At 76.4% G+C, this 18,428-nt stretch carries 12 protein-coding genes; 5 read left to right on the forward strand and 7 right to left on the reverse strand.

Going from position 1 to position 18,428, the window contains the following annotated elements:
• Positions 1–13 precede the first annotated feature (13 nt).
• A complete protein-coding gene (locus J2S44_RS38045; RefSeq protein WP_310424623.1) occupies positions 14–2,452 on the reverse strand; it encodes a tetratricopeptide repeat protein in 2,439 nt (812 codons plus the stop codon).
• Positions 2,453–2,603: 151 nt separating this feature from the next.
• Between J2S44_RS38045 and J2S44_RS38050 the strand changes: the two genes are divergently transcribed.
• Positions 2,604–3,071: a 2'-5' RNA ligase family protein gene (locus J2S44_RS38050; protein ID WP_310424625.1), complete on the forward strand. Its 468-nt coding sequence runs from the start codon at positions 2,604–2,606 to the stop codon at positions 3,069–3,071.
• A gap of 4 nt (positions 3,072–3,075) precedes the next feature.
• Here J2S44_RS38050 and J2S44_RS38055 read toward each other — a convergent pair whose 3' ends face one another.
• Genes J2S44_RS38055 through J2S44_RS38070 form a run of 4 tightly spaced genes read right to left on the reverse strand, consistent with a single transcriptional unit; the run spans position 3,076 to position 9,244 of the window.
• Positions 3,076–4,500 carry a GGDEF domain-containing protein gene (locus J2S44_RS38055; RefSeq protein WP_310424627.1) on the reverse strand — a complete coding sequence of 475 codons (1,425 nt, stop codon included), beginning with the start codon at positions 4,498–4,500 and terminating at the stop codon, positions 3,076–3,078.
• 36 nt (positions 4,501–4,536) lie between these two features.
• Entirely contained in the window at positions 4,537–7,074 is a 2,538-nt protein-coding gene (locus J2S44_RS38060; protein WP_310424629.1) for a transglutaminaseTgpA domain-containing protein, read from the reverse strand.
• A gap of 17 nt (positions 7,075–7,091) precedes the next feature.
• Positions 7,092–8,207 (reverse strand): DUF58 domain-containing protein, encoded by a 1,116-nt coding sequence (locus J2S44_RS38065; RefSeq protein WP_310424631.1) that lies wholly within the window; start codon positions 8,205–8,207, stop codon positions 7,092–7,094.
• 44 nt (positions 8,208–8,251) lie between these two features.
• Positions 8,252–9,244, reverse strand: coding sequence for an AAA family ATPase (locus tag J2S44_RS38070; RefSeq protein WP_310424633.1), 993 nt, complete (start codon positions 9,242–9,244; stop codon positions 8,252–8,254).
• A 196-nt stretch (positions 9,245–9,440) separates the two neighbouring features.
• Between J2S44_RS38070 and J2S44_RS38075 the strand changes: the two genes are divergently transcribed.
• Both J2S44_RS38075 and J2S44_RS38080 read left to right on the forward strand, forming a co-directional pair.
• Positions 9,441–11,192: a hypothetical protein gene (locus J2S44_RS38075; RefSeq protein WP_310424635.1), complete on the forward strand. Its 1,752-nt coding sequence runs from the start codon at positions 9,441–9,443 to the stop codon at positions 11,190–11,192.
• A gap of 24 nt (positions 11,193–11,216) precedes the next feature.
• A complete protein-coding gene (locus J2S44_RS38080) occupies positions 11,217–11,729 on the forward strand; it encodes a hypothetical protein (RefSeq protein WP_310424637.1) in 513 nt (170 codons plus the stop codon).
• 33 nt (positions 11,730–11,762) lie between these two features.
• On the opposite strand, the gene J2S44_RS38085 is transcribed toward J2S44_RS38080, so the two are convergent.
• Positions 11,763–14,009, reverse strand: coding sequence for a CHAT domain-containing protein (locus J2S44_RS38085; RefSeq protein WP_310424639.1), 2,247 nt, complete (start codon positions 14,007–14,009; stop codon positions 11,763–11,765).
• Between the two features lie 220 nt (positions 14,010–14,229).
• On the opposite strand from J2S44_RS38085, the gene J2S44_RS38090 reads away from it, so the two are divergent.
• Positions 14,230–16,812 carry an FG-GAP-like repeat-containing protein gene (locus J2S44_RS38090; RefSeq protein ID WP_310424641.1) on the forward strand — a complete coding sequence of 861 codons (2,583 nt, stop codon included), beginning with the start codon at positions 14,230–14,232 and terminating at the stop codon, positions 16,810–16,812.
• Positions 16,809–17,495, forward strand: coding sequence for a copper chaperone (locus J2S44_RS38095; RefSeq protein WP_310424644.1), 687 nt, complete (start codon positions 16,809–16,811; stop codon positions 17,493–17,495). Before J2S44_RS38090 ends, J2S44_RS38095 begins: the two co-directional genes overlap by 4 nt.
• A 103-nt stretch (positions 17,496–17,598) precedes the next feature.
• Here the strand turns inward: J2S44_RS38095 and J2S44_RS38100 are convergent, their stop codons facing one another.
• Positions 17,599–18,357, reverse strand: coding sequence for an alpha/beta fold hydrolase (locus tag J2S44_RS38100; protein WP_310424646.1), 759 nt, complete (start codon positions 18,355–18,357; stop codon positions 17,599–17,601).
• Positions 18,358–18,428 lie beyond the last annotated feature (71 nt).

The following is an 18,428-nucleotide window of genomic DNA, read 5'->3' on the forward strand; positions in this document are numbered from 1 at the left end:
GCGCCGGCGTCGATCAGCGCCGCACCTCGGCGAGGCCGGCGCGGGCGCGGGCCTGTTCGTCGCCGGAGCCGATGCCGTCCGCGATCGCCAGCGCCTCCTCGTGGTGGGCGCGCGCGTCCGCCGGGCGGCCCGCGGCCCGGGCCGCCTCGGCGAGGCCGTTGTGCGCGCGGGCCTCGCTGTGCCGGTCGCCGATCGCGCGGTACATGGTCAGCGCCAGCCGGTGCAGGTCGGTGGCCTGGTCCGGCCGGCCGAGCCGGGTGTGCAGCATGCCGAGGCTGTCCAGGATGTTCGCCTCACCGGCCCGGCTGCCGATCTGCCGGTAGAGCGTGAGCGCCCGCTGGAACCGCCCGGCCGCGGACTCGAACCGGCCGGCCTGCACCTCGAGGTCGCCGAGCCCGTTCAGCGCGTTCGCCTCCCCGGCCCGGTCGCCGGCCTGGTGGAACAGGCGCATGGCCCGCTCCCACCGCTCGGCCGCGGCCTCGGCGTGGCCGCGCCGCGCCTCCACGTTCGCCATGTTGTTGAGCGTGCGCGCCTCGCCGGTCCGGTTGCCGGCCCCGGCGAAGAGCGTGAGCGCGCGCTCGAACAGGCCGATCGCCTCGGCCGGCCGGCCGCCGCGGTCCGCGACGATGCCGAGGCTGGTCAGCGCGCGGGCCTCGCCGTCCACGTCACCGGCGCGGGCGAACAGGGCGAGCGACTCCGTGAAGTGCCGGGCCGCGTCCTCGGGCCGGCCGAGCCGCCAGTGGACGCCGCCGAGGTCGGTGAGCGCGTGCGCCTGGCCGAGCGTGTCGCCGGCGCGCCGGGCCGCCTCGACCGCGTGGCCGTGCACGGTCAGCGCGTCCGTGAGGTGCCCGCCGGTCAGGTAGCGGAACAGCGTGCGGGACAGCCGTACCGTGTGCGGGTCCGGGCCGCGGGCGGCGATCGCGACCAGCGTCGGCCGCTCCGAGTTCAGCCAGTCCAGCGCCGCGTCCGGGTCGGACAGGTCCGGCACCGGGCCGGCGGCCGGCGCGACCCGCGGCCGCAGGTGCGCCTCGGCCGGGTGCAGCGTGTCCATCGCCGCGGCCGTGGCGGCCAGGTAGTAGTCGGCCAGCCGGGTCAGCGCCGCGCGGCGGTCCGGCGGCCGGTCCTCGTCCTGCGCGCGGGTGGTCGCGTGCGCGCGGACCAGGTCGTGGAACGCGTACCGGCCGGGTGCGGGCTGCTGCAGCAGGTGATCGTCGTGCAGCCGGTCCAGCCCGGCCCGCGCGGTGTCCAGGTCCGTGCCGGTCAGCGCGGCCGCGGCGTACGCGTCCAGGTCCTGGCCCGGGTGCAGCGCCGCCATCCGCAGCAGAAGCCGCAGATCGACGGACAGCTCCTGGTACGACAGCGCGAGCGCGAGCTCGACGCCGGAGTCCAGCCGCCGTTCCCGGTGCCGCTGGTCGAGCCGGTCCGCGTGATCGGTCAGCGTCCAGCCCGGCGTGCCCCGGATGTGCCCCGCGACCAGGCTCAGCGCCAGCGGCAGGTGGCCGCAGCGCCGCGCGATCCGGGCCGCCGCGCGCGGGTCCGCGCCGACCGGCGTGCCCGGCGCCGCGTCCCGCAGGTACGCGACCGCCTCGCCGGGCGTGAACACGTCCACGGTCAGCCGCGCGGCCGGCCGCAGCGCGCCGAGCCGCCGCCGGCTGGTGATCAGCGCGAGGCAGCCGGGCGTGGCCGGCAGCAGCGGGCGCACCTGCGCCGTGGTCGCCACGTCGTCCAGCACCACCAGCGTGCGCGTGCCGGCCAGCCGCTCCCGGTACGCCGCGGTCCGCGCGGCCAGCCCGTGCGGCAGCCGCCGGCCCGGCACGCCGAGGAGCCGCAGGAACCCGTCGAGCACCGCGGCCGGGTCGGCCGGCGGCTGGGCCGGGTCCGGGTGGAAGCCGCGCAGGTTGACGAACAGCACCCGGTCGAACGGCTCCTCGCGCAGCAGCACGTGCCCCGCGTGCAGCGCCAGCTGGGTCTTGCCGACACCCGGCATCCCCTCGATCGCGGAGATCACCACGCTGTCGCCGTCCCGCGCGGCCCGGCGCAACCGGTCCAGCTCCGCGACCCGGCCGGTGAACCCGGCCGGGTCCGGTGGCAGCCGGTCCTGCACCCGCACCTGCGACGCCGCCTCCGACTCGCCGCCGAGGACGCGAAGCGCCTGCCGCCACTGCGCGACGTACCCGGTGTCCGGATGCAGCGCGCGGACCACCTCGATCACCAGGTCGGTGTTGAAGCGGCGGCGACCGGGCCGGAAACAGTCCGCTACGGTGGAGCGGCGGGCCAGCTCACCGGCGGGGCGGCCGGCCGCGGTCCAGGTCGCGTTCACCCGGTCCTTGATCGTCTCGTACGACGGGTCGCCGGCCCAGATCTTCAGCAGCCGCAGCTGCTCGACCAGCTCGTCCAGCCCCGCGGCGCGAGCCGGATCGGGCAGCTCCCTGAACGCGGCCGCCGGATCCACGCCTGTGAGGCTAGTGGAGGACGCCGCCGTCCGGAATCGTCCGGACTTCACCCGTCACCCGATACGGTCGTCGATGCTGTCAATGAGCCGGTCACCGGACGATGCCGATACGGGGGTGGTAGCGTCGGGTGACCGGTTTATGGTGTTCCCGATGCGTACCGTGGAGCTGTTGCTCGACCCGGAGCTCGACCGCCGGGTGCGCGCGCTCTGGGCCCGTCTGCACGCCGCGGGCGTCCGCAGCCTCGCCACCCACCCGCACCCGACCAACCGGCCGCACGTGACGCTCGTGGTCGTACCGTCGCTGGACGCGCTGCCACCGCTCGACCTGCCGGTCCCGGTGAGCCTCGGCGCGCCACGCATGCTCGGCCGCGCGCTGGTGCTGCCGGCCGCCGGCCTCCACGACCTGCAGGCCCGGGTGTGGTCCGCGGTCGGCTCCGACAACCCGCTGCACGCGCCGGACCGGTGGGTCCCGCACGTCAGCCTCGCACTGAACGCGACCCCCGGCTCCGACACCCTGCTGTCCGGCCTGCCTCCGCTGACCGGTGCGGCGGTCGCGGCCCGCAGCTACGACCGGGAGACCCGGACCGTGACCGGCATTCCCCACCGGCCGGCCGGGTGACCGGTCACGTGATGGCGCGCATGTTCACGGCGACGCGGCCCTTACCGGCGGCCTTCGCCTTGTAGAGCGCCGCGTCCGCGTCGCTGAGCAGCATGCCGAGCGTGGTGCGGCCGGTCGGTTCGTAGGCGAGGCCGAGGCTCGCACCGACCCGGCCCTTGGCGGTGATCGCGGCGATCAGGCGCTCGCCGAACTTCGCGGCCTCGACCGGCGGCGGCGACGGCTCCAGGATCACGGCGAACTCGTCGCCGCCGAGCCGGGCGACGGTGTGGTGCGGCGGGACCAGCGCGGTGAGCACGCCGGCCACCTCGACCATCACCTCGTCGCCGGTGGCGTGGCCGTACCGGTCGTTGATCTCCTTGAAGCCGTCCAGGTCCAGCAGCAGCAACGAGACCGGGGCGCGCCCCCAGCCGGCCGCGCGCTCGTAGAGGTAGGAGCGGTTCCTCAGACCGGTGAGGTCGTCGTGCGTGGCCCGGTGCTGCAGCTCGGCGCGCTTCTGCTCCACCTCGGCCAGCAGCACCGTGATGCTGTGCAGCGCCACCGCCTGACGCAGCAGCACCAGCCCGAACACCACGCACATCGCCCCGAAGATCGTGTCGTCGAAGCCGCCGCTGCGGCGCAGCAGCACGGTCACCGCGACCGCGGACAGCACCGGCAGGTACGGCAACGTCGCGGACAGGCCGCTCGGTGCGCCGCTCCACGGCGCGGTCTCCGGCATCGGATACCAGGTCATCGCGATCAGCATGAACGCGGCCAGCGTGCTCAGCGCGCCCACCGCGGCCAGCTCGGTCGCACGGTCGTGAACGATCAGCGCGCAGTACGTGACCGAGGCCGCGGCGGACACCGCCGACGCGGCCGCGAGCATCGTGAACGCGTTCGTGCCACGGTGCCGGGACAGCAGGACCAGCGCGAACGCGAGCGCGGCGAGCTGCGTGCAGACGACGACCGCGATCAGCGTGGTCAGCGACCGGCCGGCGCTCTCGTACGCGGGGCGCAACAGGTACGCCCACGCCGGCACGAACAGCGCGGCCGCGGCCATCGCGCCGTCCAGCGTCAACCGCAACCGGTCCCGCCAGGGCAGCGACGCACTCGGCCCGACCAGCAGGCAGAGCAGCACCAGGCCGGCCCCGCCGGTGCCGAGCAGCAACTGCGGCAGGTGCGGCTCCCCGGCCATGCCGGCCAGCGCGACCCGCAGGTTCAGGACGGTGGCCGGCAGCCACAGCAGCATCGCGACCGCGACCGTGCCCCAGGCCACACGCTCCCGCCCGCGTGCCCGCACGGCACGCCGGCCGAGCAGCCACAGCGCGGCCGTGGCCACCACGACCGCCAGCGCGTTCACCGTGATCAGCAGCGGCTGGGCGAAGCGGGTGACGATCAGCGCCGCCTGCAGCCCCACGCCCAGCCCGGCCGCGCTCAGCAGGCGTGCCCTCATGCCGACCTGTTCGGCCGGTACGCCCCGGATGTGAGCTCAACGCCGCCGGAGCGCGACCCGCACCCGCGCCGCGTCCCGGAACGCCGGCCGCACGTCGGCCCGGACGACCCCGGCGTGCGGCGAGTAGAGCACCCGATCGGCCAGCCGGGCGAGCACGGCACCCGGCGGTTCCGCGACGGCCGCGTTCCCGCTGGGCGCGCCGCCACCGTCGTCGTCCGCGACGGGCGCCCCGTCGATCCCGGCGCCCGACAACCCAAGGCCGCGCTCGTCACGCTGCGGGCCGGGTCCGGCGCGGTGCGGCCCGCCGGTGCCGCCCGCGGAGTCGCGGGTGAGGGCGGCCAGCACGTCCGCCGGGGTCAGCGTGCCGGCCGCCCGGGACGGGTCGGCGGCGGCGACGGCGTCGCGGGCCTCGTGCCACGCGCGGAGCACGCGGGTGGCCGGGTCGCCGAACGGCCGGCGACGCCACGCACGGAGGAGAAACCGGCGGCCGAGGAACGCGGTGCCGACCACGGCGAGGAGCGCGAGCAACCAGCGGAGCGCCGGACCGGCCGGCGCCGGACCGGGCGGGGGAGTGGTCTCGACGATCGTGGGCGGCGGCGCGGGTGCCTCGTCGACGGCGGCGTCCGGCGGCGGCGCGGGCGGCCGCTGCCCGGCGGGGACGGGCGGCGGTGCGGGGTCGTGGCGCACCCAACCGGCCCGCGCGAATTTGAGCTCGACCCACACCCGCACGTCACCGGCCCGCACGACGGCCCGCCCGGCACCCGGCTCGAACCCCACGACCAGCCGCGCGGGTACGCCGAGGTACCGCATCGCCAGCGCGAACGCGGCCGCGAACTGCACGCCGGTGCCGGTGCCACCGGGCGCGAGCAACGTCCGCAGCGCGGGAATCCCGGCCGAGACGGGCGCGCCGGTGACGTTGCGCCGACCGGCCCGCAGCGCCCGCACGACGTCGGCCGCACCGTCCGCCCCGGCGGTCACCGCACGCAGGTCCGCGACAAGCTCCCCCGGCACCGCCAGGTCCCCGGCCTCGCCACCCCCGGCGACATCAGCCGGCGGTACGGCCGCGGGCACGCCGGCCGGCCGTGTTCCGGCACCGCCGGGCCGCCCGGCCTCGCCGCCCCGGCCGCCGTTGACGTCCTCGCCGGGCGCGCCGCCGACCGGCGGATCGGCGGATGCGGCGGCCCGCAGCCTGCCGGGTGCCCGGTTGGCGTCGCCGGGCCGGCCCTGTGCGGTGTCGCCGCCCTGGCCGCCGGTCGCGTCGCCTGGCCGGCCGGTGGTGGTGGCGCCGGGTGTGCGGGCGGTGGGAGTGCCGGGCCGGCCGGCCACGGGCGCGCCCGGCGATCCGGCCGCGGGGTCGCCGGGCTGGCCGGCGGCCGTCGGTGTTCCGGCGGCTGCCGGGCGGGGGACCGAGGTCACCCGGTAGGTCGTGCCCGGTGCCGGGGGTGCGGCCGCGATGAGGACGCCGTCGACGGAGTCGACCGCGTCGACCGGCGGAGCGATCCGGATCGGACGGTCCACGGCCGGCAGGTAGGGCACGTCCAGGTCGGTGATCCGCACCTGGGTCTCGGCCGCGCCGGGCGGAACCGGGCCGGTGTGCGGCGGCACGCCGAGCCCGGCCGGGGTGAAACGGGCGTCCGAGGACCAGGTGTCGCCGTCGTATCGATCCAAGACCGCCAGCCGCCAGGTGACGTCGGACGGGCCGCGCTCGACCACGAACAGTTCCCGGGACGGTTCGGCGAGCCAGCCGGCGACGTGATCGATCAGGTCGAAACCGGTCAGTGACCGTTCCGGTGCGACGACGCGGGTCCGCAGGTCTACCGCGTGCGCCGGCACGGCACCGGGCAACCGGGCCAGCGGCACGCCGGCGACCGCCACCGCGACCAGCCCGGCGGCGACGGCGCGCGCCCGCTCCCGGCCGGTTCGCCCGCCCACCCGTCCCGGTTGCCGGTCCATGTCTCCCGGACGCGCCTCCGCGTGTCCGTGCCGTTCCTCCGCGGATGCCGCCTGCCGAGACGTGTTCGTGTGTGACCGGCGCACGGCGCCGTGCACGACGAGCAGGCCGGTCGCGATGAACCCGAGCGCCACGGGGAGGCGCTGGTCCGCGCCGGGTCCGGCCGCGACCGTCCCGTATCCGCCGACCGCCGCCGCCGGCAGGAGCGCGGCCAGCTGGGCCGGGTGCGTTCGGGCGATCAGCACGCCGATGACGGCCGCGAGCCCGGTCAGCAGCGCCGGCACGCTCAGCAGCTCCGGCGGCAGTGGCAGCGTGAGCCGCAGCACCGCGCCCGGGCCGTGCGGCAGCGCCCCGGCGGCGGTCCACGGCCCGGCGGCGGTCCACGGCCCGGCGGCCGCCCACTGTCCGGCCGCCGCCCAGTGCTCGGTGACGGCGAGCGGCACGAGGCCCGCGAGCGGGCCGGCCAGGATCAGCAGCGGGACGCGTGCCCGGCGCGGCCAGGCGCGGGGCGGCACCAGCAGGACGCCGAGCGCGGCGGCGACGAGCGGCACGAGGAGGACCCGGCCGCCGGGGTCGAACGCGGCCGCGAACGTCAGCCCGCCCGCCGCCGCGCCCAGTCCCACGGCACACCGACCCGCGATCACCGGGCCGCCCATCGATCCCAGACCACGCGCGCCTCGTCCAGGTCCGCCACCGGCACGACCGGCCCACCGGCCGCACGGACACCGGGCCGGTCCGGCACGACCGGCCCACCGGCCGCACGGAAGCCGGGCCGGTCCGCTACGACCGGTCCACCGGTCGTACGGACGCCGGGCCAAGACACCGCCGGCTGCCCGGCGCCCGCCGGGACACCGGGCCGTTCCGTCGCCGGCTCGCCGGAGCCGACCGCGAGGACCAGCCGGGCCGTCCCGCGCAGCGGCGCGGCCCGGGTGACGTCCGCGGTGACCACCACCGGCGCTCCGGGCAGCCCGGCGGCCAGCGGTGGGGCCGGGTCCGGGCGCAGGACGATCAGCAGTTCCTCCGCGTCGCCGGGACCGTGCCGGACGCCGGCCCGGCCGAGGACCGCCAGGTGCCCGCCCGCGGCGGCCAGCGAGTACGCCAGGTCGACCGCGGTCTCGAAGGCGGGCCCGGCCGCCGGGTCCAGCACGATCAGCAGGCCGTCCGCGAGTGACGGCCCGAACTGGCGGACGTACAGCACGTCGTCGTCCGCGGCCCGGGCGGACGCGGCCCAGTCGATGTGCCGGATGTCGTCGCCCGCCTCGTACTCGCGGAGCCCGGCGAAGACCGCGCCGGTGCCCGCGCCGATCGGTGCCGGCCGCCCGTCGTCGGTGTCGCTGACGGACTCCGGTGGCGGCCGCAGCGCCACGCGCCGGGGCCGGACCCGCACGGTCAGCGTGGTCGCCTCGTACGGCAGCCGCCACCGCCACAGCGCCAGCGCCCCCACGTCCGCGACCGACTCGACCGTGACGGTGACGAGGCCGCGGGGCAGCGGCGGTGACTCCCACACGTCGCCGGCGCGCACGGTGACCGCGGGCAGCCCGGTGACGCGCAGCCGGATCTCGGCCCGTCCGGTCGACGCCACCCGGACCGGGACGGTCTCGCCGCGGGTGACCGTGTGCCGTGGGCAGGTGAGCGTCACCAGCAGCGGCCGGCGCGCGCCCCGCAGCGCCCGGACCGGTAGCCCGGTGACCAGCAGTGCCGCGAGGACCGTGGCGGCCGCGAGCGCGGACGGGTACCCGTACCGTGCGAAGATCATGAATGAGATCGTGGCGGTGGTCGCGGTGAGCACGCCGTTGCCGGTCACGGCCGCACCGAGGCCGGTACCGAGGCGGGTACGGGCAGCGTGCGCAGCAGTGCGGTGACCGCGTCCCGCTGCGCCGCCGCGACCGGGTGCCCGTCCCGGCCGGCGAGCACGAGCCGGTGCGCGAGCACGTCGGCCGCGACCGCGCGCACGTCGTCCGGCCGCAGGTAGACCTGCTCCGCCTCGGTCTCCGGGCAGCGCGCCAGCGCGTGCACCTTCGCCGCGGCCAGCAGGTCCAGGCTCGCCCGCGGGCTGGCGCCGAGCGCGATGCCGGTCTCCGGCGCCCGGGTCGCCTCGACCACGTCGGACACGTAGTCGTAGACCGCCTCCGCGACCGGCACGGCCCGCGCGACGTCGATCATCACGCGGAACTCCTCCGGTCGCAGCCCGGCGGACGGCCCCGGTACGGCGGACCGCCGTCCGTGCCGGCGCAGCAGCTCACGGCCCGCGTCCCGGGCGGGGTAGCCGAGCGTGATCCGCATCAGGAACCGGTCCAGCTGGGCCTCCGGCAGCGGGTACGTGCCGAGCGTCTCCTGCGGGTTCTGGGTGCCGATGACCATGAACGGGTCGGGCAGCGGCGCGTCGTGCCGGTACGTGCTGACCCGCCGTTCCTGCATCGCCTGCAGCAGCGCGGACTGGGTGCGCGGCGCACAGCGGTTGATCTCGTCGAAGAGCACCACGTTCGCCACGATCGGCCCGTCGTGGAACGTGAACCCGCCCCGGTCCCGCTCGAACACGGACACGCCGAGGATGTCACCGGGCAGCAGGTCCGGCGTGCCCTGGATGCGGGTGCTCCGGCCGCCGTGGACCAGCCCGGCCAGCGCGGACGCGAGCGTGGTCTTGCCGACGCCGGGCACGTCGTCGAGCAGCAGGTGACCGCCGGCGAGCAGGCAGGTCACCGCGCGGCGCACCTGCTCCGGCTTGCCCAGCAGCGAGCGTCCGACCTGTCCGGTCAGGGCGTGGAAGTGCCGCACGAACTCGGTGAAGTACATCCTGCCTCCGTCACGGTGCGTGGATGGGTGCCGACGTTAACGGCTCGACAGCGCCGCGTGGTGGTCTGATCACGACCGGTCAGCCGATCGGCGTCCAATCAGGTCGCATCGACCGTCACCCGGGCACCTGATCCGCGTGCACCCTCGTCCGCTCGGGCCTCGGAGTCCGGGTGGCCCGTCCGTACAGTTCGGGGCCATGACCAGCGGGATCCTGCGGTGGGGCCGGGTGCACGGCCGGGTCGGTGCGCTCGCGCTCGCGGTGCCCGCCGCGCTGACCGTCACGACCGCGGTGCTGCTGCCCGGTGACCGCCCGGAGCCCGCGTTCGGCAGCGCCAGCACCTGGCTGCCGTCCGCGGACGGCCGGCTCGTGCACGCGAACGGCCTGGTCCCGGAGACGGGGCCGCAGATCGTCGACGCGATCGCGTACCCGGCGGCCGGCGCGGGCGTGCGCGTGCACCCGTTCCCGGGCACGCTGGTCGTCGACGACGGGTCGGCGCTGACCGCGGTCGGCCCGCGTGACCACCGGGTGCGGCCGGAGCGGGTGCCGACCGAGGGCGCGGCGGTCCACGCCGACCGGTCCCGGGTCTACCTGGTCCGCGACGGCCTGGTCGCCGCGTTCGACGGCCTCCGGCCCCTGACGACCCACCGCACGGGTACGGTCCGGAGCGCCGCCACGTCGGACGACGCGCTCTACCTGGCGGACCCGGACGGCGTGGTCGACCGCGTCGACGGCGCGGGCGGCGCGCGGGTCCGCGACGGCGGCGGTCCGCTGCTGCTGGCGGGCCTGCGGGACGGCGTCGCCGGGTACGAACCGGGCGCGGGCGCGGTGACCACTCTGGACGGTCCGGCGGCCGGGACCCGGATCGACGGTGCGCCGGGCGACGGGCGCGCGTTCGCGGCGGGGCCGGACGGGCGCGCGTTCGCCCTGCTGGCCGGCGGCGACCTGGTGGTGCTGAGCCGGGGCGCGGCGCTGCGGCGGGCACTGACCTTCGACGCCGGTGCACCGGTGGTGACGGCCGGTCACATCTGGGTGCCGGAGGCGGCGGGCGCGCGGGTGCACGGCTTCCGGCTCGCGGACGGGCTGCCGCCGCACGAGACGCTGACGTTGACCGAGGGCGGCGGCGCGGAGCTCCAGGTGCGGCGGTCGGGCGAGCTGGTCTGGTTCGACGACGTGACCGGCCCGTACGCGTACGCGGTGCACGGCGACGACGCCGAGAGAGTCACGAAGTACCGCCCGGCACCGTCGTCCCCGCCGCCCGGCACCGCGCCGCCACCGTCGCCACCGTCCCCGCCACCTCCGTCCCCGCCACTTCCGTCCCCGCCACCGACGCCACCGACGCCACCGACGCCGCCGACGGTGACGACGCCGGACCCGCCGACCGAACAGCCGCCGACCGCGCGGCCCGCCAGGTCGCGGCCGCCGGTTACGTCCGGGCCGCCGAGCACGCCGCCGGTGCCGGACGGTCCGACCGGCGATCCGAGCCCGGCCACGCCCGGCCCGACCGGGACCACGCCGGGCCCGACCGGTTCGCCGACCGGCCGGCCGACGCCGACCACGGATCCCCGCGAGACCTGCGACGGCGACGACGCCCAGCTCGGCGTGGCCAGCCCGACCGGCGAGACACCACAGGTCCTGGTGGAGGTGTGCGTGGCCGCCGCGCCCCCGGTCGAGTACTGGATCATGACGTTGAACTCCGCCGGTGACTGGTTCGCGAAGCGGCCGGTCGACACCGAGGTGCACGCGGCCACGTACGGCGTCGTGCTGCGGCACGGCTCCGGGCTGCCCGGCAACCGGCGCGCGTTCGTCCTGGTCGCCGCGACGACCGCCGACGCGCGGACCTGGCTCGCGGCGAACCGGGACGCCGACGTGGACGGCGACCCGTTCCCCCGCCGCGGCCTGCCCGGTGGCGTCATCGAGATCTCCGCGCGCGTGGCCACCACGTCCTGACCCGACACCCGACATGGAGCAGTCATGATCCGACCGACCCGGGCCGCCGCGGCCACGCTGCTGACCGCCCTCGCCCTCACCGGATGCGCCGACGACCGGACCACCGCCGACCCGGTGGCGTCGCCGGTGCCCGAGATCGGCGCCCAGCTGATCCACCCGGTGGACGACGGCGAGGTGCACCAGTGCGAGGTGTTCCGCGGCACCGCGCGCCTGCCCGAGGACAAGACCCTGGTGCTGGGCGTACGCAACGTGGACAACGGCAGCCCGGAACGCTACTTCGAGGTCGTCGACGACTGGGAGTACCCCGGCGACCTGGCCGAGTGGTCCGGCAGCCAGTGGTTCGGGTCCGGCGACAGCTCGGTCGGCCAGCGGTTCCGGGCCGAGGTGCTGATCATGGACCTGGCCGAGGTGCGGACGGCGGTCCGGGCGGCGGCCGAGAAGGGCTGGCACGCGCCGGACAACCCGGCGGGCGCCACGGTCGCCGCGCACATCACGCTGAAGCGGGTGCCCGGCCGCGGCCCGTCCGAGTGCGCCTGACCGCCGGCCGAGTGCGCCCGGCCGGCGGCCGGTTCAGCAGCCGGACGAGGACCCGGTCTGCTCCACCCGGATCGCCGCGCCACGGCGCAGCCCTTCGATCTCGGTCGCGCTGGTCATGTTCCGGCTGGCCGGCCAGGCCGCCCGGATCCGCTCCCGGTCACCGACCAGCGCGATCACGTCGAACTCCTGCCAGATCGCGTTACCGGTCGACACCCGCGCCGTCCACGTCGCCGGCGGAACCGGCTCGTCCCAGCCGACGACCCGGTGGAGGAAGAACGGCTCGCCGGTGAAGCGGTCCGCCCGCCGGATCGCCACGACGATCGTCTCGTTCGGCGCGAGCCCGTCCGCGGTGCCGCTGACCTGCATGCAGGCCTCCACGCCCGCGCCCGGCGACGGCGCGGTGATCCGCACCCCGGGCGCCTGCACGGCACCGTCCGCCCACTGCGGGTCCACGGTCACGGCCGGCCGCGCCGGCTCACCGCTGGCGCCCCCGGCCGAGCCGGTGGGAGTGCTCCAGGCCGAGCCGGTGGGAGTGATCCCGGCCGGCCCGGTGGTGGGGAGCCCGGCCGGGCCGGCGGAACCGCGCGGGTCCACCAGGTTCGCGAGCAGACCGGTGCCCGCGAGCAGCAGGACGAGCGCGCCGCCGGCCAGCGCGGCCCGGACGCGCCGGTGCGGCCGGGCCGCCGTGCCGGACGGGGCGCCCGCGGCGGCCACCGGCGGGCTCACCCGGTAGCGGGCCACCGTGGGCGTGGGCAGCCACGGCTCGTCCGAACGGGAGCCGATCAGCACCAGCGTGCGACCGCCGCGCAGCCGGGTCAGCACCGCGCGGTACGTCTCCTCGCCGTCGTCGTCGAGGTCGCGCAGCGAGTACCCACCACAGTCGAGGATCAGCAGGTGCCGGTCGTCGCGCAGTCGCCGGACCACGCCGCCGAGCAGCGCCGGCCAGGCCATCTCCGCGGTCGCCGCACCCTCGGCCGTGGCCAGGCCGCTGGCGATCCACTCGACCATCGTCCGTGGCGTCACGTCCGGCTCGTCCAGTGAGAAGCGGAAAACCCGCGACACCGGCCCGGTGCGCTGCCACCACCAGGCGAGCAGCCGCAGCAGCCAGGTCTTCCCGGCCCCCGCCGGGCCGTGCAGGACGAGCTCGTTCGGTGCGCCGCGGAAGAACAGCCGCCGCTCGACCGCGAGCACGTCGGCGTCCCGGCCGCGCACCTCGGCCGGTTCCGGACCGCCCCGGGTCAGCGACTCGTGGAACGCGGCCCGTTCGGACTCGCTCAGCTCGGCCAGCGTGATCGTGACGTCGCGCTGCTGGTAGAGCACCGGCAACCGCCAGTCCCGCGCCGGGTCGAGGCGCTGCCGCGTGCGGCGTACCGCCTCACCTGGGGTGTCTCCGGCCGCCAGGCCGCGGTAGAGGTCCGTGATCATGCGCCCGGCCGTGTCCGGTGCGGACGGTGCGGTCATGCCGACGACCACGGGCACCCCGGCCGCGGCGAGGCGCTGCGCCAGGTCGCCGCCGCTGCCCGGCAACGTCAGCACCGCCACGGCCAGCCGGTTGTCCCGCAGCAGGCGTGCGACGTCCGCGACCGGCACCGGATCGGCGACGTCGTCGGCCCGCGTCTCGAACAGCAGAAAACCCTGTTCGCCCCGGTACGGCGGGATCGGCAGCGACGGACTGAACCGCCCGGCGTCGATCTCCGCCTGCAGGCCGGCCCAGTCCAGGACCACGCCCGCGAGATCCGCGTGGACCGCCTCGTACCGGCCGTCCGCCAGGTGCTCGTGCAACGCCCGCCAGGTGCCGGGGCGGGACAGGCCGACGCGCAGCGGCGGGGACGCGTCCCAGGCCGCGGTCACCAGCGTGCGGGAGACCGTCGGCGGTCCACTCCCGAACGGACGGGCCGCGACGACCAGCACGGCCAGGCTCGGCCCGGGCGGCAGCGGCGCGTACTCCGCCTCCTGGTGGGTGCGGCGTTCGAACCGCATGCGTACGGACAGCGGGTGGTCGTCGCGCGGGTCGCGCATCATCTCCCAGTGCAGCCGGTGGAACGCCGCGGTGCCGGAGACCACGAGCCGGCCGTCGCCCAGCCGTGCGTACCGCCGCAGCGCCCGGCCCGTGAAGACCTGACCGAACAGGCTGGTGCCGTACGCGGCCGGCGCCCGGTCCGCCGGGTCCCGCACGGTGACGGCGTGCCGGTAGGGGTCGCCGGTGAACTCCACGGTGGCGTGGAACGTGTCACCGGACCGGGACTGCTCCGTGATCGTGACGACCGGCGGTTCGGTCATGGCGGCTCCCGGGAATCGCGGAACCCCATCCTGCCCACGGCCCGGCGCCCGGGGCATCGCCCGACGGACCCACCCCCGATCGGCTGATCCGGCCCCCGATTCCGTCATCCGGCAGGAGCTGCCGATACATCATGTCCGATCAGGGACTCGACGCACTCCCGCGGGCCGGTCCCGGCACAAGCTGGGGGTGGATTCGTCCACGAGTGCTAGGGGGGCACAGATGCAACTCGTCCTGGAGAATTTCGGGTACACCGCCGGTGGGTGGCGGGTGGAACGGCATCCGCGGTTCGTCACGGACCTCACCGGGGACGGCGTCGCGGACATCATCGGGTTCGGCGACGCCGGCGCCTGGGTGTCGGCCAACAAGGGCGGCGGCACGTTCAACGACCAGTTCCTCGGCGTCACGAACTTCGGCTTCACCGCCGGTGGCTGGCGCGTCGACCGGCACCCGCGGGTCCTCGCGGACATCACCGGCGACGGCCGCCCGGACATCGTCGGCTTCGGTGACGGCGGCGTGTGGGTGTCGTTCAACGACGGCAACGGCCGCTTCACCGAGCCGCGCCTGGCGGTCCGCAACTTCGGTTACTCCGCCGGTGGCTGGCGTGTGGAGCAGCATCCTCGGTTCGTCGCGGACCTGACCGGCGACGGCCGCGGCGACCTCGTCGGCTTCGGCAACGGCGGCGTCTGGGTGTCGCTCAACAACGGCGACGGTACGTTCGGCGCGCCCCGGCTGGCCGTGCCGAACTTCGGCTACGACGCCGGTGGGTGGCGCGTGGAGCGGCACCCGCGGTTCGTGACGGACGTGACCGGTGACGGCCGCGCCGACATCGTCGGGTTCGGCGACGGCGGCGTCTGGGTCGCCCGCAACAACGGCGACGGCACCTTCGCCGACCCGGTGCTGGCCGTGCCGAACTTCGGTCACACCGCGGGCGGCTGGCGCGTCGAGCGGCACCCGCGGCTCCTGGCCGACACGACCGGCGACGGCCGGCCGGACGTCGTCGGGTTCGGCGACGGCGGCGTGTGGGTGTCCCGCAACGACGGCAACGGCGGCTTCGGCACGCCCACCATGGTGCTGGCGAACTTCGCGTACGGCGCCGGCGGCTGGCGGGTGGAGCGGCACCCGCGGTTCGTGACGGACCTGACCGGTGACGGCCGCGCCGACATCGTCGGGTTCGGCGACGGCGGCGTGTGGGTGTCGCTCAACAACGGCGACGGCACGTTCGGGCCGGCGCGCATGGTGATCGCGAACTTCGCCTACGACGCCGGCGGCTGGCGGGTGGAGCGGCACCCGCGTGTGCTCGCCGACGTCACCGGCGACGGCCGGCCGGACATCGTCGGCTTCGGCGACGGCGGCGTCTGGACCGCCCACAACAACGGCGACGGCACGTTCCAGCGGGTACGGATCCGCCGCGACATCTGGGAACTGCAGGCCGACGGTCCGTGGGACCCGATCACGCTGGCCTACGCGCGGGCGGTCCGCGCGATGCAGGCCCGCCCGCTGACCGACCCGCGCAGCTGGGAGTACCAGGGCGCGATCCACGGCCGGACCGGGCAGCCACCGGCCGGCGCGATCTGGAACGAGTGCCAGCACGGCAGCTGGTACTTCCTGCCCTGGCACCGCGGCTACCTCTACTACTTCGAGGAGATCGTCCGGGCCGAGGTGATCGCGCAGGGCGGCCCGGCCGACTGGGCGCTGCCGTACTGGAACTACGCGATCCCGGGCCGGGCCGCGCTGCCGCCCGCGTTCCGGGAGCGGACCATGCCGGACGGTTCGCCGAACCCGCTGTTCGTCGCGGACCGCAACCCGTCCATGAACAACGGTGCGACGCTGCCGTCCACGTCGACCACCGCGGCGCGGGCGATGGCGCACACCACGTTCACGCCGCCGCCGGCACCCGGCTTCGGTGGTGGCCGCACCACGCCGCAGCACTTCTTCAACCTGGGTGGCGAGCTCGAGTTCACCCCGCACAACGGCATCCACGTGCTGATCGGCGGCTGGATGGGCGATCCCGACCTGGCCGCGCTCGACCCGATCTTCTGGCTGCACCACGCGAACGTCGACCGGCTGTGGTCGTCGTGGCTGGCGCTCGGCGGCGGCCGGGCCGACCCGGCCGACACCGCCTGGCGCAACCAGTCGTGGCCGTTCTACGACGCGGACGGTGACCGGGTGACCATCACGAACGCGCAGATGGTCGACACCGCGCTGCACCTGGGGTACGTCTATCAGGACGGCGTCGCACCCGGCGCCCGCGCGATGCAGGAGCCGATCATGAGTGCCCCGTCCGACGGTGAGCCCGAGTTCGTCGGCGCGTCCGACCGGCCGATCACGCTGGCCGGCACGCCGGTCCGCGTCGAGGTCCCGATCGACGGGCCGACCGCCGCCGGCCGCCGCACCGCCGCCGCGGCCCCGGCCCAGGTGCTGCTGAACCTGGAGGACGTGGCGGCGGAGCGGTCACCCGCCACCGTCTACGAGGTGTACGTGCGCCCGATCGGCTCGCCGGACGCGGTCCCGTACCACGTGGGTAACGTGTCGTTCTTCGGCATCGAGCACGTCACGCGCGCCACCTCGGCCGGCGACGGCCCGCACGGCTTCCGCCGCACGTTCGACATCTCCGCTTGGGTCGCGGACCTGCGCGACCGTGGCGAATGGTCCGACCAGGGCGCCGCGGTCTCGTTCCGCCCGGTCGTGGTCGAGATCCCGCCGGACGTCCGCGCGTCCGCCGACGCCGCGCTCGCCGACGCGGCCGTGGAGGCGCAGTCCGTCCCGGTCACCATCGGCCGCGTCAGCATCTTCTACCGATGACCGCACTCGCACTCGCACTCCGGCTCCGGGTCGCGCGCGCGGCCCGGAGCCACCCCCACTGGCCCGCGATGCTGCTCGCGCTCGTCGCCTGGGCCGTGCTGCTGGCGCAGCCCGCCGCGCACCACGCGACCCCGCCGACGCTGCCGTCATGGGTGCTGATGTGTGTGGCCATGATGGTCCCGGTGGTGCTGCCCGCGGTCCGGCACGTCGCCGTCAACAGCCTGCGCCGCCGGCGGCTCCGCGCGATGACCTACTTCCTCACCGGGTACGTCACGGTCTGGGCCGCCGCCGGTGCGCTGCTCATCCCGGTCCTCGCCGTGCCGCCCCGCCTGCCGCTGCTGGTCACGCTGATCGTGCTGGCCGCGCTCTGGCAGCTGCTCCCGGCCCGCAGAGCGTGCATGCGCGCCTGCCACCGCACGGTCCCGCTGCCGCCCACCGGCTGGCGCGCCGCCCGCGGCGCGCTGCACTTCGGCGCCCGGCACGGCGTGGCCTGCGCCGGCGTCTGCGGCCCGCTGATGGCGGTGATGGCCGTGCCCGGCACGCACACCCCGCTCTGGATGCTCGCGGTGACGGCCGCGGTCCTGCTGACCCGCTACCCGCCGCGCGGCCGCTTCGTCCCGCGCCCCGGCCCGCTGGTCCTCGACATCCGCTTCCGCGCCACCCCGGACCCGGCCGACCGGTGACGACCGGCGCTCGTCCCACGTCCGGCGTGCCCGGGTTCCGCGCACACCCGCGGGTACGTGACATCGGGCGCCCGCGTACGGCCGCCGGTCGTCACCGTCCGGCTCAGGGCAGCGACGTCCAGAACGAGCGGAGTACGGCCGCGGCCGCCGCCGGGTCCTGCATCATCCACCAGTGGCCGGCACCGTGCAGTTCGGCCGTGCGGGCGCCGAGGCGGGCCGCGACCTCGGCGGAGGTGGCCGGGTCGTCCGAGTCGTCGGCGGTCGCGCGGAGCACGAGACCCGGGACCGGCGCGGGGCGGGCCAGCTCGGCCGCCCACCCGGCGTGCAGGTTGGGCGTGGCGGAGCGGTACAGATCGAGGACGCAGTCGGCCATCGTGTCGTCGAGGCTCGCCACCAGCTCCGCCGCGTCCGCCGGGTCCGGGCACGCGGCCAGCAACGCGTCCCGCAGGAACGCGGTCTCGCCGGGCCGTCCGGCCACGAAGTCCGCCATCCACGCCTCGCCGCGCCCGGGCGTCCGCCACGCCCGGGCCATGTCGTGCCAGACGTACCCGGGGTGGGCCACGGACGCGCAGTCCATCGCCCAGCTGCGTACCGGCACGTCGAACGCGGTCACGGTCCGCAGCACGATCGCGGCACCCCAGTCGTGCCCGACCAGGTCCACCGGCTCGTCGAAGTCGCGCAGCGTCGCCGCCAGCCACGACGCGTACTCGTCCTTCGTCGCGCCGAAGCCGGCGGGCCGTGGACCGCCGAAGCCGGGCAGCCGGAGCGCGACCGTCGCCACGCCGTCCGCCGCGAGCGCGCGGCGCAGACCGTTCCAGATGACGCCGGTCTCCGGGACACCGTGCAGAAGGACAGCCGTCATACCCACTCCTCGCTCAGATGGAACCGGTACCCATCCTGGGCGAGCGCCGCGGCGATCGCGTTGACCATGCG

Origin of the sequence: Catenuloplanes niger, assembly GCF_031458255.1 — a bacterium.
GTDB lineage: Bacteria > Actinomycetota > Actinomycetes > Mycobacteriales > Micromonosporaceae > Catenuloplanes > Catenuloplanes niger.

Bases quoted from the DNA above. Each gene is read 5' to 3' on its own strand.
- J2S44_RS38050 (WP_310424625.1), top strand. From the start codon at position 2,604: ATGCGTACCGTGGAGCTGTTGCTCGACCCGGAGCTCGACCGCCGGGTG.
- J2S44_RS38055 (WP_310424627.1), bottom strand. From the start codon at position 4,500: ATGAGGGCACGCCTGCTGAGCGCGGCCGGGCTGGGCGTGGGGCTGCAG.
- J2S44_RS38065 (WP_310424631.1), bottom strand. From the start codon at position 8,207: ATGATCTTCGCACGGTACGGGTACCCGTCCGCGCTCGCGGCCGCCACG.
- J2S44_RS38070 (WP_310424633.1), bottom strand. From the start codon at position 9,244: ATGTACTTCACCGAGTTCGTGCGGCACTTCCACGCCCTGACCGGACAG.
- J2S44_RS38075 (WP_310424635.1), top strand. From the start codon at position 9,441: ATGACCAGCGGGATCCTGCGGTGGGGCCGGGTGCACGGCCGGGTCGGT.
- J2S44_RS38080 (WP_310424637.1), top strand. From the start codon at position 11,217: ATGATCCGACCGACCCGGGCCGCCGCGGCCACGCTGCTGACCGCCCTC.
- J2S44_RS38085 (WP_310424639.1), bottom strand. From the start codon at position 14,009: ATGACCGAACCGCCGGTCGTCACGATCACGGAGCAGTCCCGGTCCGGT.
- J2S44_RS38090 (WP_310424641.1), top strand. From the start codon at position 14,230: ATGCAACTCGTCCTGGAGAATTTCGGGTACACCGCCGGTGGGTGGCGG.
- J2S44_RS38095 (WP_310424644.1), top strand. From the start codon at position 16,809: ATGACCGCACTCGCACTCGCACTCCGGCTCCGGGTCGCGCGCGCGGCC.
- J2S44_RS38100 (WP_310424646.1), bottom strand. From the start codon at position 18,357: ATGACGGCTGTCCTTCTGCACGGTGTCCCGGAGACCGGCGTCATCTGG.